Annotated in this window: 9 protein-coding genes; all 9 read right to left on the bottom strand. The window is 44.6% G+C overall.

The genetic code is table 11. The annotated features are described in order from the left end of the window. Positions 1-11: 11 nt before the first annotated feature. Positions 12-173 (bottom strand): hypothetical protein, encoded by a 162-nt coding sequence (locus G589_RS21960; protein WP_155832550.1) that lies wholly within the window; start codon positions 171-173, stop codon positions 12-14. Beyond that, entirely contained in the window at positions 170-2,206 is a 2,037-nt protein-coding gene (locus tag G589_RS0113495) for a hypothetical protein (RefSeq protein ID WP_026522514.1), read from the bottom strand. The genes G589_RS21960 and G589_RS0113495 overlap by 4 nt, the downstream gene beginning before the upstream one ends. A gap of 1 nt (position 2,207) precedes the next feature. Further along, positions 2,208-4,859 (bottom strand): ATP-binding protein, encoded by a 2,652-nt coding sequence (locus G589_RS21300; RefSeq protein WP_051192394.1) that lies wholly within the window; start codon positions 4,857-4,859, stop codon positions 2,208-2,210. Between the two features lie 19 nt (positions 4,860-4,878). Beyond that, positions 4,879-7,065 (bottom strand): hypothetical protein, encoded by a 2,187-nt coding sequence (locus tag G589_RS0113505; protein ID WP_026522515.1) that lies wholly within the window; start codon positions 7,063-7,065, stop codon positions 4,879-4,881. Between the two features lie 40 nt (positions 7,066-7,105). After that, complete coding sequence (locus G589_RS0113510; RefSeq protein ID WP_196811888.1) at positions 7,106-9,379, bottom strand: lipase family protein; 2,274 nt, start codon at positions 9,377-9,379, stop codon at positions 7,106-7,108. A 135-nt stretch (positions 9,380-9,514) separates the two neighbouring features. Next, positions 9,515-10,705 carry a hypothetical protein gene (locus tag G589_RS0113515; RefSeq protein WP_026522517.1) on the bottom strand — a complete coding sequence of 397 codons (1,191 nt, stop codon included), beginning with the start codon at positions 10,703-10,705 and terminating at the stop codon, positions 9,515-9,517. Between the two features lie 11 nt (positions 10,706-10,716). Next, positions 10,717-12,324 (bottom strand): TRAFAC clade GTPase domain-containing protein, encoded by a 1,608-nt coding sequence (locus tag G589_RS0113520; protein ID WP_026522518.1) that lies wholly within the window; start codon positions 12,322-12,324, stop codon positions 10,717-10,719. A 30-nt stretch (positions 12,325-12,354) separates the two neighbouring features. Further along, positions 12,355-13,029, bottom strand: a complete 675-nt coding sequence (locus tag G589_RS0113525; RefSeq protein WP_026522519.1) for a hypothetical protein — start codon at positions 13,027-13,029, stop codon at positions 12,355-12,357. Between the two features lie 12 nt (positions 13,030-13,041). Further along, positions 13,042-14,901 carry a hypothetical protein gene (locus tag G589_RS0113530; protein WP_155832551.1) on the bottom strand — a complete coding sequence of 620 codons (1,860 nt, stop codon included), beginning with the start codon at positions 14,899-14,901 and terminating at the stop codon, positions 13,042-13,044.

The raw sequence follows: 14,901 nt of genomic DNA on the forward strand, positions 1-14,901 counted from the left end.
CCCCGAATCTTTTATCTTCTTTCTTTTAATGACTCCCTTGCTGACTTCACGTCAGCAATAAACTTTTCAAATACTTCGTTTAATTCTGCGGGCATATTGGGATCATGGATCCAATTGCCCTCCCCATCCGTTGAGATGTACTTAACCAGTTCATCCGGTGGCATTATTATCATCTTTTCACCTCCTGATATTTCTCATATACTCTTCTGGCAAATGCTCTGGGATTCTTTCTTGTCTCTACTTCGGATATTGCCTCGGCAAAACACTCGCCCCAGTCACTAGCGCCGTATATACTGATGTTCCTTGCAAGATCTCCCGAACTTATATCCAGTTCGTTCATGCTCTCACGACACATGTTTGTAACAATGTCGTTTTCATCATATGCCCTGCACAGATCGTCATAGGCTGCTCTGTCCTTCTCTCCTAATTCGATGCCTCGTTCTTTTGCCAGCATCTGCAAATGGAGAATGTGGCCCATTTCATGTTTTAATATCGCATCCTGTCCGTGTCCTGAGAACCATGTCTCACCCTTCCAGTTGGGTGTCTCCATGTTGCTCACCTTAAACTCCATACCCCGATGTCCAAACTCATCGACACTGACATTTACTTCTGTAGCATATCCGTTTTCAGTCATACGAGGGCCTGCACAGGCAAAGACTCCCGGTTTTAGCTTTGCGGCACTGATCCTGGTGATGTAGCCCTTCAGTTCCGGATAACTTGCACACATTTCTTCAACATCCCGTGCGATTACTTCCTGGTACTTATCCAGAACTCCATCGAGTTCTACATCTGTGATACCACAGTCCTCCAGTCGACGACGAATGACCTCATTTGTAGGTGCCAGCTCTTTGAGTCTCTCAAGGCCAAAGAGTTCCTTGTCGGCGTCATCTGCCGGAGCTTCTGTCTGTTCTGCAGTGACCACTTCTGAAACCTGTTCGGGAGCGCCTTCCAGGACTTCTATATTTTCTTCCTGAACCACATCAGTAACCTGTTCGGGAATGTCTTCAAGAACCTCTATCCGCTCTTCTTCAGAAACCACTTCTGAACCTTGTTCCGGAGTGTCTTCCAGGACCTCTATATCTTCTTCAGAAACCGCATCTGTACCCTGGTCTGGAGTATCTTCCAAGACCTCTATATCTTCTTCAGGTCCCATTTCTGCAGCTTGTTCGTGAGCGTCTTCCAGAACTTCTATCTCTTCTTCTGAAATCGCCTCTGCAGCCTGCTCCGGAGTGTCTTCCAGAGTTTCTATCTGTTCTTCTTCCAGGGTTTCTATCTCTTCTTCCAGAGCTTCTATCTCTTCTTCAGTAACATCCTGTGGTATCTCCGGCGAAACCTCCATAGAGGACTCTTCCATGGAGCTGGCTTCATCTGACAGATCCTGCGCCTGCTCAGTGCTCTCCTCGGCATTTTCAGACGCTTCTCCTGTACCCACCCGTCTGACTACAATTTCTTCAGGTTCAATGTACTCTGATTCACCGGAACTGTCTGTTTCAGTTGTGCTTTCCGCGTCATTTTCGTAGGTGGTCTCTTCCACCTCGCCTTTTTCAAGGTCCGGGTCCTCAACCTCAACAACTTCTCTTCCGACAACTTCAGCAGATCTGGGAACAGTCGCAGAGATTTCGGCATCTTCATCGTTTATGTCGAAATCGCCTTCTGCAACCACCTCTGAATCAGCCTCCATCTCAAGATGGACCGTGCCCTTTAGTTCTTCATCTTCCGTAAACTCAGCGCCTTCCGGATCATTTATGTCAGATTCATCTCCGGTCTCAGGTTCATCTCTTACCCAGTCATCCTCTCCAGCACTATCCGCAGCACTGTCCACAGCATCACCGACAGCCTCTGCACCGTCCCTGAACCAATCATCATCTCCCGAGCTGTCATCTGCGCTCTCGTCCGCTTCATAAGCATCCCTTACCCAATCGTCATCTTCCGGACTGTTGTCAGAAGCATCTGAGCCTTCCATGCTTCCTCCATTCCTGTACTTCTCATATTCTCTGACCATCTCCTGAAGCACATCGGCTCTGCGACGGGCACCTTCCCTTATGACAGTCTCCTCGTCATACCCCTTGTCACGCAGATCATCCCTAAAGAATTCTGCCGCAGTATCTGACGCATTTAACGCTCTTTTATACCACTCGGTCTCGTTAAATCCAGGGCCTGAAAATCTGTTTAGAGTTTTCGGTTTATCATAATCTCCAGGTCTCATATCAGTCCCTCCACGGGCGTTTAGCCATCCAGTAGACAAGGATCATTCCAACCTGTAATTCATCATCCAGCCCAAGGCACTTCATGACCTTCCCTATCATGCACGCCTTGCTGCTGTCATCTTCAATCGGAATCCCCAGTTCCTTACACATATGTCTTGTAAATGATTCCAGTGACGCAATATTCAGCCCTTTTTCCAAAAATCTATCCTTGTACTTACCCGGTCTGAATTCCTCTATTGAGTCAAACACCTCTTTTTCAGGGCATTTTTTCAACTCGCAATATGCACATGCCATTGAACAATGCTTCTTTTCTGAAACTGCACCTGAAAGACTGCTTGCGATCTTTTCATTTATGGATCTTATTATCTCTTCTCTGGTCTTCGTGCCTTCAGTCCTTACCAGCGGCATTCTCACAAGCTTGGGTCTGTTATCACCTTCGGCAAACACCGCAGCACATCCCCTCTGCAGAGATGACAGGAAGTTGATCTGCGACTCGGTCATGTGCATCGAAGCACCTATGCAGTTTCTGTCCTCTTCCATAACCGTGCGATGGACAATCTTGAGGTTAGTATTCTTTATCGTATCATTGGCAAGTTTTGTGGGAATCTGATCGGCAATGATGATTCCCTGACCAAAGCTTCGGATCTCAGCAAGCATATTGCAAAAGAACTCAACGGCCTTTGCCCTGCTGTTGTTTCCATCTCCTTCAGATACGTTTTTCAGCAGTCGGTGCGCTTCCTCTATTACAAGAACTCCCTTAAGGTCAGGGGAGGATCCGCAGGATTTTCTGTACTCATATAACTGAACCAGCAAAATACCAATCACGAATGCCTTGGTGTCATCATCGCCGATATCTTCCAGCTCAAATACAGTCGGATTGTCGAGAAGCCACGATATAGGAATACTCTTGGGAACATCCAGAAGGGCTCCTTTTCCTCCTATACGAAGCGAGTTGATCCTCGTCTGCAGGGCAGCCTTCACATTTGACTGAACCTCTTCGGCGTATCCCAATCCATTCATCACAAAAGGGATCTTATAATACAGCTGTTCAAGGGTAGGATAATCTGAGAATCCGCGCTTGTTTTCGCCAGAGTACAGGTCCCATCCCTTGTCTTCATAGACTTCATAGACCGCTCTCTCAAGTATCTGCGGCATGGGTGCATACATCTCAAAAGAAGCGTTGAAGGTGGACAGGAGATAATCTATATGTGTCTGAAGAGCTATCCCCGGCATCACTTCAAAGGGATTCAGTCTGTACTTGACTCCCTGGCTTGTTTCATTGCCCAGAGTAAAGACTTTCAGATCTTCATAATTCTTTTTCGCATTGGTGTTTATCTTGGAATTGACGAGCTCAATGTATTCTCTTTTGGCGGATTCGATGACCAGAAAGGGAACCTGATTTCTGCACCAGATATCATGAAGAATGGCCTTCATGGTATTGGTCTTACCACCGCCGGTTATTCCTATTATGAGAGCGTGTCTGGACAGATCGTTAAACGGAATTGCATAGTCTGCCCCGCATGATGAGCCGTTCCGGCCTGGGTTAATGATGGTTCCGACGTACAGACGGCGGCCATCGATCCTGTTTCTCATAACAGAATCAAACTCTACATAGCTGTCTACGTATAAGCCCTGAATTTCCTTTTTGGGGAGCATGAAGTACTTTCCCAACTCCCTGCTGCTCATGATCGTCTGATATGCGTGATTGTAAAAAGGGAATCTTTCAGCCACACGATACAGTGGATGAAGCTTTTGACTGTCATCTTCCTTCACGATGGAAGGTACACAGTAATCAAATATTCCTGCACTCTGATCAAAATCGATACATGTAAGTTTCTCAAGCCGTCCTAAGGTATTGCCCAGATAGTTGGCAAGGACGCTGTTTTTTATGCGCAGAAGATCACTGTTGTTATCTGTTGAATAGTAATAACTTACGGACCACAGTCCGCAGCCGAAGCCGTCATAAAGCAGCTTCTGAACACGGGATAAGTGATCCTGATACTGTTTCTTTTCCTCATTGGTATATGATATAGACTGCCCTAATTCGTTGGTCCTCTGGGCATTGATCTTGCTGCTGTTGTCCACCAGCATCGCATCCACCTGTCCCATAGCCAGATTGGTCAGTTCCTGCGGCATGCGATCGGCGATGAGCATCAGACTGAAGCTGCTGCCCATCATGGCGCGGCAGAGTCTGTCTATTGGCAGCATCTGGGAGGCCAGCGCCTTTTTCCCGCTTTCCACATCATATATATCAGGCACGCCTGCTATCACGCCTGAATATCCCCTGCTTATGGGGATGTCGGAGAACTGTATATTATCCGAAATATCAATGCCGGGAATGGTCGAAATGAGACTGCCCTTCAGCATCGAGAGCAGATCCTCATCATCGGTTATTCCATAGTAAAACTCTATGCCTCCGTTGGCCGTGCCGGTTACGATCAGACCCACAGTGCATGAAGGCACCATACAGCCACTGAGCACATTCTTAAAAAGCTCAAGATACTGTTCATCATTGTAGTCATTCGCAAAATCCGTGATGCCGCGAATCCTGAACCACCACAGATCTTTACTTTGAAAATCACTTTCGAAAACTTCTATCGTAGAGTTTTCCTGAAGATATCCCCTGCACAGAATATAATCGTCCTGATTCATTGATATTCCTCGCTATCGATCATTGTAACACAACAGTCAGGCTGCCGTTCATGGATAGATACATGGTCTCAATTGTTGCAGAAATCTCTGCCGGACCTGATGAAGGGAAGAATCTTGCGGTGAAAAGAATTTTTCCTTTCCCATCACCTTCGAAATTCATAAATTCCATTCCCTCACTCAGCCAGGCGTCTCCTGCTTTATGCATGATTCCCTTTGGCAGCTGAATGAAAGTCGACCCGGGAATGTATTCAAGTGCTTCCGGCAGTTTTACAGTTATCTTTAAGTCCTGCTGACTGGCGCTGTTCGTAAAGTCGATCATAATGCTGACCTCCTGGCCAACATCTGCTCCTATGCTCTTCTCCTGCCAGCCATCTGGCGAATTTCCGAATACGCTGATCGATATCCTGCTTCTCTTACGCTTCTTATCTGCTCCCGGCAATTCCTGATTCATCAGGCTTTGGGCATCGCTTTCGGTGCCGGATGCAATGTTTTCTTCCATCTGCGACACTTCAGGCATCTCAGGCATTTCAGGCACTTCAGGCTCCTTTGGCGCTTCATTTACCTTGGGGACTTCAGTTTTCACAGTGCGGGTAAAGGACGGGCTTGCACCATCTCTTTTTCCGCTTGAATGGATCACAAAAGTCACGTATCCTTCATCACCTGCGCGCAGAACTCCATCTAGTGCGTCCGTTCCCAACAACACTCCGTCTTCAGAAAAAAGAGTATGCGGCAGCACATGACCATTCATTGCTCCATTACCGGCGATCCTCGCAGAAGCGATCTTATAGCTGATGGACATATTCTCGTTGGCCATAAGTCTGATCCCATCCCATACTACCGGGGTATCGGAGTTTTCCGAAAGAATCATCGCACTTACTACTCCAGGCTGACCCATGGAAATCTCTTTTGAGTAGAAAGCCTTTAATTTAACTTCATTGGCAACCCCGCTTTCATTTGTAGAGTCATTGTGATAAAACAGTCTGACTTCATAGTCACAGCCCGGATTTATCTGGATTTCTCTGCTATAGGCATCATTCTCATCCGCACGGATGCCTACAAATCTGAATTCATCTTTTCCTGCAAATGAATCCACTGAATTGATGGTCGCGGCTTCAATGGAATCCCCCATGCTGTATACCTGTCTGTCAGGGCCGGGGGAATCAATGGATTCCAGCACAATGTCCGGCACTCCAAGCTTCCAGGACATTTTGCTCCTGGAGCCATCAGCCTTCACGGTTTCACCCTCTCCATCCTTCAGATCTGCGCTAAAGCTGCCGATGTAAAACTGGCCGTCGCCAAGATTAAGCAGCCCGTATCCGGATTTTTCTCCGTTTTCATAGGAGCCGGTGTATATGAAATCCCAGACTCCTTCTTTTCTGCAAAGCATACATCCTTCGCCGTGGAACCTGGAATTTTTGAAAATACCGACATAACATTCGGTAGAATCCGCAGTCACTTTCAGGCTTATTCCCTGTCCATGAAGGCTTCCGTTCTCCCAGTTGCCAAAGAGCATCTCTCCCTCAGGGGTGCGATAAAGACCGTAGCCACTCTTCTGGCCGCCTACCATCTCACCTGAAAAGAATTCCACACCTTTGTAAAAAAGAATTCCATCAGCATTTCTTACCTCTTCATCAGAAGCCTGTCCGTAGAAGAACTGTTTTTCTGAATCCTGAGGCCATGACTTGGCTTCGAAACCCTTTCTCACATTGCTCAGAGTCCCTACCAGCTTACCGTCTTCTCTGTCGGGTCTTCTGATAACTCCGCCTATATCTGTGCCGCCCTTTTTCCAATGTCCGGCGTAAATTCGCTGGTTGGCCCACATTAAAGCACCTTCACCGTTAAAGTCATCCTTCTGCCACTCATTGAAAATACCGCTGTACATCCTTCCATCACGGCAGATCAGCGTGCCTTCACTTGGCTTGCCGGCTTCCATGGTACCGAAAAACAAGGTAAAAGCACTTCCCGCAGGCCAAACAAGTAAAAACAGCTCATCAGAGGCATCTTCTGACCATGTGCCCACCTTAAGAGCGCCGTCGGGATCTCCAAGCATGCCAAAACCGTTGCGCAGACCACCAGTCCATCCTCCGTAGAAGAGCGACCCGTCGCGTTCTCTTTTCAATCCCATACCATTGATTGTGCCTGTATCAGACAATTCTCCGAAGCACCATTCCTTGTCTGATAAAATATGCAGATCCTTATTGCTCATTTGATACTTCCTTCCGTGATAAATTGACTGGAATAAGCTGTCACTTTCTTTTCAGCTTTTTGCCGCATCCCATGCAGGTGCGTATTCCTATTGGATTTGAATATCCGCATTTTGGACATATAATATCACCTGACACTGATATTCCGCTACCCATAGTATTATTCTGCGGCTTAGTCTGAGACAGATCACTGCCATACCCATAGGTCGGGGCGGCCACAGTGTCCTGCTTTTTCGCTTTACTCCTGGTTCTCTTAACCAGTATCACAATTATTGCTAAAACTATTATTCCCAGTGCAACTAATAGTACTACCAGCCAGTTGATTTTTGCAAGCCATGCGGACAGGCCCGTCTTCTCCGAAATCTCCTGTCCATCCTCCATAACTTTAGCTGTGGGATTACCATTGCGATCGACCACATAAAGTTCTGAGCTGATGGTCTTATTATCCTCCGGACTCAGTACTACATGGTCTTCAAAAGTTTTTCCCTTTTTTAATTCCACATCATAATATGCCTTACAGTCGTACGCTTCACTGCCCAGCATATCGGTTTCGACGGCGGCATAAGTCATGGTGCCGCTGTCGCTTCCTGTCAGCTTTACTGACAGATCTACACCATCTTTGATAAAGATCAGTTTTTCGCTCCCCTGATTCAGTATAACAACATCTCCCAGTGTGGATTCATGGTAGTTTGGAACACCATCCACAACCGAAGCGACTATATTTCCTGATGAGTCTGTAATCTCTACATCAACCGGACACAAGAAGAACAAGAGAATGCCTTTTATTGCTGTGAACAGAACTGATAAACCAATGGCTGCCTTGGCAATATTTGACTTGGTGACAACGCCTTCCCAGGTTTTCATGTCACCATCGCCCAAAGGATCCCCTCTGTGTTCATGCATATATTCCACATACTTCTTTTGATCGTGAAGCGAGAAGTCCATCCCCTTTGAGTCGACTTTATCCCAGTCACTGCTGAACCAGTAACTGCGCCCAAACTTACCCCAGTCTGTTAAGGGAGCTGACATTCCATCACCGGATGCTCCCTGGATCTTTACGTCAGGGTTGTTAAATAAAGAATATATGTCAGTCGCGGTGTCGGAGGCATTTCCAAGCATGTCTCCCAGAACTCCCGGAATCCATGCAACAGGGTCGTTGGCATTGGCGACATTAAAAATGTTGTCATGATCACCCAGCCAGTTCCAGCCTGTTCCGATATTGCGCGCAACATCCGGACACGCAAAGTTGTAATCATATACGTTAAGCTTTGGGACACCGTTATCAGATATCAGTACCGAAACAAGATTTGCAACGCCGGCGCCTCTGCTGTGCCCCGTCAGAACGTAGAATGTATTGTCTTTCGGCAAAGTGTCACCGTATAATTCCTGAAGTGTCTTAAAGACCTCCTTGGCTGCTTTGTCAAAGCCTTTGTGCCATGATATTCCGGTCTCAGCTTCTCCAAGATTGAAATTGCTCCTCCAATCCTTGGAAGAGATGGAATCATTATCAGCATAAGAACCCCGGATGGTTACAAGTATCATCGTTCTTCCATCCCAGGTCTGCTTCTTACCTATGGTGTAAGCGACTGAATCATCACCGTAGCGCTTGTCATCCCAATCCAGGTAATAGTTGTAAGTTTTGACATCACCTCTGTCAAATCCGAGGTGATCATAGTTCTCCAGGGTGCACTGCTTATAATATGCACCGCATGACAGCGACATCAACATGTCAGCAAGTCTTGGGTTATACACTGTTGAAGCTGTCTCAGAACACAGCTCTTCAAGGCTGTTGTGAAACTGCGCTTCAGTAAACTGAGGACTTGCTCCTTCCTTTAGATCCTGAAACTCATCCTCGTCGTCATGCCCATTCTTGTCTGTATACAGAAGCGGTTCCATCTGCGGCGGATCGGCATTCATATACTCAAGAGTTTCCTCGTATGTAGCCAGCGGCTTCCAGCTATCCTCATGGGGGTATTCGGAGAGATTGGCATAGACCTTGAAGTCCGTCTCCATTGAACTTGCGCCCTTAAGCAGGCCAAGAAGCTGATAGCCAGCCTTCCAGTAAGAACTCCAGTCAACAGGTGTCAATGTGGCCTGCAGCGTCACTGTTCCGCTTCCTTTTTCAACTTCCTGACTTGCATATAAGCTGTAAGAGTGCGGTTCTTGCGTATTAAAGCCAAGATACACAATTCCGTGGTCGCGGGACTCTAGATTATATTCAACAATCGCAGTAAAAGTCATTTCTGTAGTATAAGATCTATAATAATTAGGACTTATTGCGATTATCTTTACATAATCATTATCCGCTGAATGCACAGTAAAATAATCCATTCTTAGTTGAGTCAAAAGAATAGAAAGCAATAGGATAACTGATAGAAATCGATTCAATACTTTATGGTACTTATCTTTCATTCTTTTATATCTCGCTTTTTATATGCAAGTAAAACACTATTATAGAACCTTATTAACAAGTGTAACAAAATCCTCTGTAACAGCTCCTTCAAGCCTGTTTCTCATCACGCTCTTAACTTCGTCTCCAAACTTGATCCCGAGTCTCTCTGCATTATTAAGGAATTTTATAGCCGTACTTTCCCAGTTTTTTGAGTTACTTACCGGTAAAACCATCCAGCTGTATATAATCCCTGGCAAACGGTCTGCCTTTTCATGTTCTTTCGTTAATAAGCTGTATGAAAGATTTATCACTTGCATGGTATTTAACTGTGTATCTCCCATAATTCTCAGACATGTTTCTATCGCATCATATAATGCTTTCTGGTTTCCCTTATGAATAAACTCCATTATTTTCTCTATAAATGGATTTCTGTCTCTTATTCTTTTTTCTACCACATCAGACATTACATTGTTTTCCCCTGTAACAGGGTTTATATATGGCACACCATCCGGTGTTTCATAACAAAAAATCATCTTTGAATTATGTTGCTCCAAGTGCAACAACGTTGAACAATTCAGCAAGGGTCGCATTGAATAAGGTACAGCAATATATGTCAAATACATTAAATTCCATGCATATTTCTCAGATCCGTCTGTTTTGATATAAAGATTTTTATCTGTGTTAGTTGCAAGTAAATGTGAATACACTGCCAACATATACTTCATGTAACTATTGTCATCCAAACCGCACGTTTTTAGTGATTCTTCTACACCGAATGGTTCTCTAAGTATTAATTCTCCATAAATATCATCTGGAACAGCTCTTTTGATAAGCTCACGATTTAACTCTCCTGGTGTTGATCTTATCGCAGCTTTCTCCTCATCAGAAATACGCTTATCTGAAAAATTTGCACTACTTATGCGCAGAATATTATTAGGATTTTTCAAAATTTCATAGGCATTAGTAAAAATATATCCATGAGAAAAAGAAATTGGTCGTCCCTGACTGTCTGAGATACTGTACTGTGTCCTTACCAGGCCAACAGCATCATTTCTGCAATAAATCTCAAACATACATGCAGGGTTCTCACTTGCCCCCATGGGTACAGTCTTATTCGAAGACAATCCAGCATTTGTCCGCTCTACAAGCGAAAAATCCTCAACCAGTGATTTTGGTGTGTCCGATGATATGTTGACAACTGCCCACCCCGTATCAGGATGGGCATAGCAAGCTTGATAATAATCACTCATTATTATTCACCTTATATTTCATACATTAAACTTATCAGATAATCTTCCGGTGGTTCAATTTGTGTTTGTTTCACAATTTTTTGCCCACTGTTCTCTATCTTTGGTATGTCACTAGCTTTTACCCTCATTACTTCTTTGTGGAAAAGCTTCGTTTTAATCTCTATTTCATACCAGTCTTCAGGAGGATCCTGAACCGGTTTTAAAATCGGTGAATGCGACTTAATATATCCCAATTTGCAGAATATCCAGAAAAGAGGCTCAGCTATACGCTTAGGCGTTGCAGGTCCCACCAGATATTGATACAACTCACCGCTTGCCTCATCCACCCTAGTTTCAGTGCCACATCCCGTTGCAGAAAAGGCAAAGAAATTGTATGTGGAAAATCCTACACGCAGGGTCGCCATAAGCGGTCCCTTGGTCAATTTTCTTATCTCCTGACTAAGCTTATTGTATTCATCCGCATTAAACTCCGGAATATAATCCTGAGTCCTTTGGTCTCTGAGCGGTGTCATGTCACTGTCCACTATCTTATTTGCATCTGGATCTTTGATATACGCAAGGAACGTATCGCTCTTTGAGACACATACAGCCAGTGGTATAGAACACTTTTCATTGCTCGGCAGCTTAAGAAATACATTGTGTATTGTGTCCAGCACAACCTGCGGCGCCATTCGCATTCTGCTGTCAACTGGAACATTTTTGGATTTCAGATCCAGCTGTTTTTGTGGATCTATGAGGAGCAGGATAGCATTTGAATTCTGTACAAATTTGCCATATTTCACCATTGCCGTCGGACTCTGACAATCTTCTCCCGCAATATCATATAGAACAATAGTTTCGGTCTGAACAGAGGTACTGGTAACCGAACGGGACAGGTCATATACCATGGGCTGTGAGAATCTACCTTCCACGGATGCCGGCGGCAACGGCCTACCCTCTTCCACAGGATTGCTCATAATGAAATTGGCAATATCCGTTGTTGCGGTTGCAGTCATATTGAGATTTGCCACTGCCTCCTGTATTCCGCTGAGGAGTTGAGACAGATAAACTGTTTTTCCCGATCCGGTAATTCCAATTACGGAAATAAATTTCACATTGTTCTTTCCGTAATTTATCGGAAGAGGATTGTGACAGTGAGGGCATACTCTTCTTCTCGTCTCCTGCCCAAATCTGTCTACTGCAGAAACAGCCATTCCATCTCCATCAAAGCCTAAATACTGATCAACACCTGAAGCCTCTGGATTAACTACCTGAAGTGATTTCTGATGTTCGGGATTTGATGGGTTAAGGATTGGCAATTGATACACCTTGCAAGGAAGCTTAGAGTCTATTCCATACGCCTGCTCAGTTGTTTCGCCATAGTTTTTCCACCACGCAACATAAAGCGGATCATCCTTTATAAGGAATGGCTTTCTCTCCGCTGTCTGCTGCATAAGGCGTGGCTTATCCTGATCCGGAACGACTCCGGGCGTCTGGAAATCTTCTTCCTGATACCCCTCATCATTTAAGTTGTTCTGATCAAAGTAAGACTCCATCCTGAAATGAACTTCTTTGTGTGAAAAGGTTCGAAAACAATATGGACAAACAATTGCCTGCTTGTAATCAGTATAAATATCCATCAGTTGACCTCTACTATTCTAATTAGCTTTTTAATTTTTCCTCAGTTCAAGTCCGGACACCATGGAAAAGAACCTTGGCATTCCGGCAGCGCCATCGATGTAGAACTTCCCGTTTTCTATAAGCTTACCTGTTACAGGATAACTCCATTTGTCATCATCAAATCTGTAAACAATACTTCCATCCTGATAATTGGGTATCTGATCGAATTCAACTGCGTAATACATGCGGTTTGGCTCTTTTTTGCCAAAGAATCTTGGCGCCCCGCCCCCATCGCTTACCTGTGTGATGCGATAGCCCACTGTAAGCGCAATGCTTGCAGTGCACGACATTTCATCATTTGGAATGTAAATGATATATTTACCATTCTCTTCGTTGCATCCAAACAGCGTATACTCAGCTATCTGGCTCGGCAGATCGATAGCATAGTCGTTAACTCTGTATTCACTCCATTCGATCAAAGAGAAGTAAGTTCCCTCAGTAAGCCTTTCATTAGAAGCATTTATCAACCTGTCCTTTTTGTCGATCAAAGCTTTTTGTATATCCGGATTATTCAGATCCACCTTGCCACTGGGAACGCGGGAAATCAGCAAAAAATATTCACAGTCCTTCTCATCAAACTTCAGTGTGAAAACTTCTCCGCGCCTCTCAATTCTCGGGTTCTTCGCAGTTGCTGTTCCGTCGTATTGGCGAAATTCTATATCCATCTTTGAAGCTCCTTATGTAAGATTACTTTGCTGACATTCATAGAATTGCAAAATCTTAATGGTATTGTTGTTGCTTGAGTCAAAGAAAACATTATTAGAATTCTCAGAGACGTTCTGCTTTATACTTCGAAAAAGTTCAGTCTCATTTCCATCACTGTCTTTCTTATTGACAATGGTAATCTGCTTCTTTGGATTCAATGACAACGAAGTCTTTAACCTTATTTTTTTATCGAGGTCGGTATAAAGCGTGTTGGTGATCTGCTTATGTATGTCATCAGGGTTTTGCCCCATTCGACTTACCATTTCCTGCTCTAACGGCATCCTGAAGACCGCCTTGGCGGAAAAGATTTCCTCTGCGGCCTTTTTAAGGCTGTCCAGGATTTCCGACCGCTCATTACCATTTGAACCTATACTCTCTAAAAGCCTGTCTCCAAGACCGCTGGAAGCACTCTGAAGCGCATCTTTTGTGATTTCCGAATAATACTTCTCCAGATCTTCATCATCACGATAGTATCCCTGCTGGAAATCCTGAAGAATGTTTTCAAATTCTTTTGTGCTGGTTACCGACTTTTTCTGCAATGACCTAAATTCTTCCTCACATATAGGAAGTGCCCAGTTAACAAAATCAGCATGAATCTTCTCATAAATATAGAAATCTATTTTTTCTTTTCCTTCGGGCTCAACGGGCCTTAGATTTCTCACCAGTTCCTGGACGTTGGACACTGTGAACACATTGGAAACTGCTGCTGTCGACAAATGCTGCTTAACAAATTTCTGTACATAGTCCTTAAGTTCTTCCTTAAGCTCGTTGTCAAAGAGGTCCAGGGAAGAAATGAAAGTCCCGCAGCTGCCCAATGTTTCGGCATCCACTGAGGAGAAGCTCTGAGCTGCCAGGTCGAATCCTCCAAGATGCTGCCTTGGCAAAAACCTTATGTCCGCAGCAGTTGGTATCTTCTCAGAAATCTCATCACGGAAAAAGCTCTCCAAAAACTCCGCCTTACCGTTCTCAACGCCTAGTGCATCGCACAGGTCATCAAATGAAAGCGTTGCGGCAGATGTACTGCCTTTATTGGCAGATTGTTTGTCGATCCATTTAAGAATCGAATGAAGAACAATGTCACATATTGAGTCATTGGGCCTGTTTATTTCTGAAAAAGCAGCTGTCAGATAGCATCCCTCTCCCGGAGGATAGAACAAATCCATATCAGGAGCATATCCTGCTCCTGTACCGTTCAGCAGTACCATTATCCATCCCGCCATGGAATAATTCTCAAGCATCCTCTTACCACCGAGCAGACTTCCGTTGCTGAGTCTGTTGCTCAGAAGGAATGTCGATTTGTAAGGGCGTGAATCATTTGCCAGCATATCAGCTAAAAAGGCTCTTATCTCTGAAGCGATCTTCTTACACTTTGTGGATTCATCCAAAAACAGGATACTGGTAGTCAAAATGCCGTCAGATATCAGATCTTTGAATATGCTGATGCTTTCAAATCTTTCCTTAAACTGGTCGATACTTTCACAGGATGTAGTGCTGTGCAGCATTACAACGCAAATGTTGTCCATTTCACGGAAAGTATTGTCAGCCGTATACATGTTGTCTATCCGTTCCTGGACATCGTCTTCACTTAAGCTTTCATTCGAGTCAGCATCCAAAAAGCTGTTTCCATCCATGCATATCTGAACAATGTCATTTTTTCTGTTTCCCCATGAATGCTGTAAGATCGTATCAATCTCTTTTTTAGCCTCTATCGCGTCAGTATCAGCATAGACTATCATCATGGGTATGCGGGGCATATTGTTAATATTGCCCCGCCGAAAACTCTCTTCCAACTCGTCTGAAAGAACCGCTTTTAACTCTTTTAAGTCTATCAT

Source organism: Butyrivibrio sp. VCB2001 (assembly GCF_000423965.1).
Classification (GTDB): domain Bacteria; phylum Bacillota; class Clostridia; order Lachnospirales; family Lachnospiraceae; genus Butyrivibrio.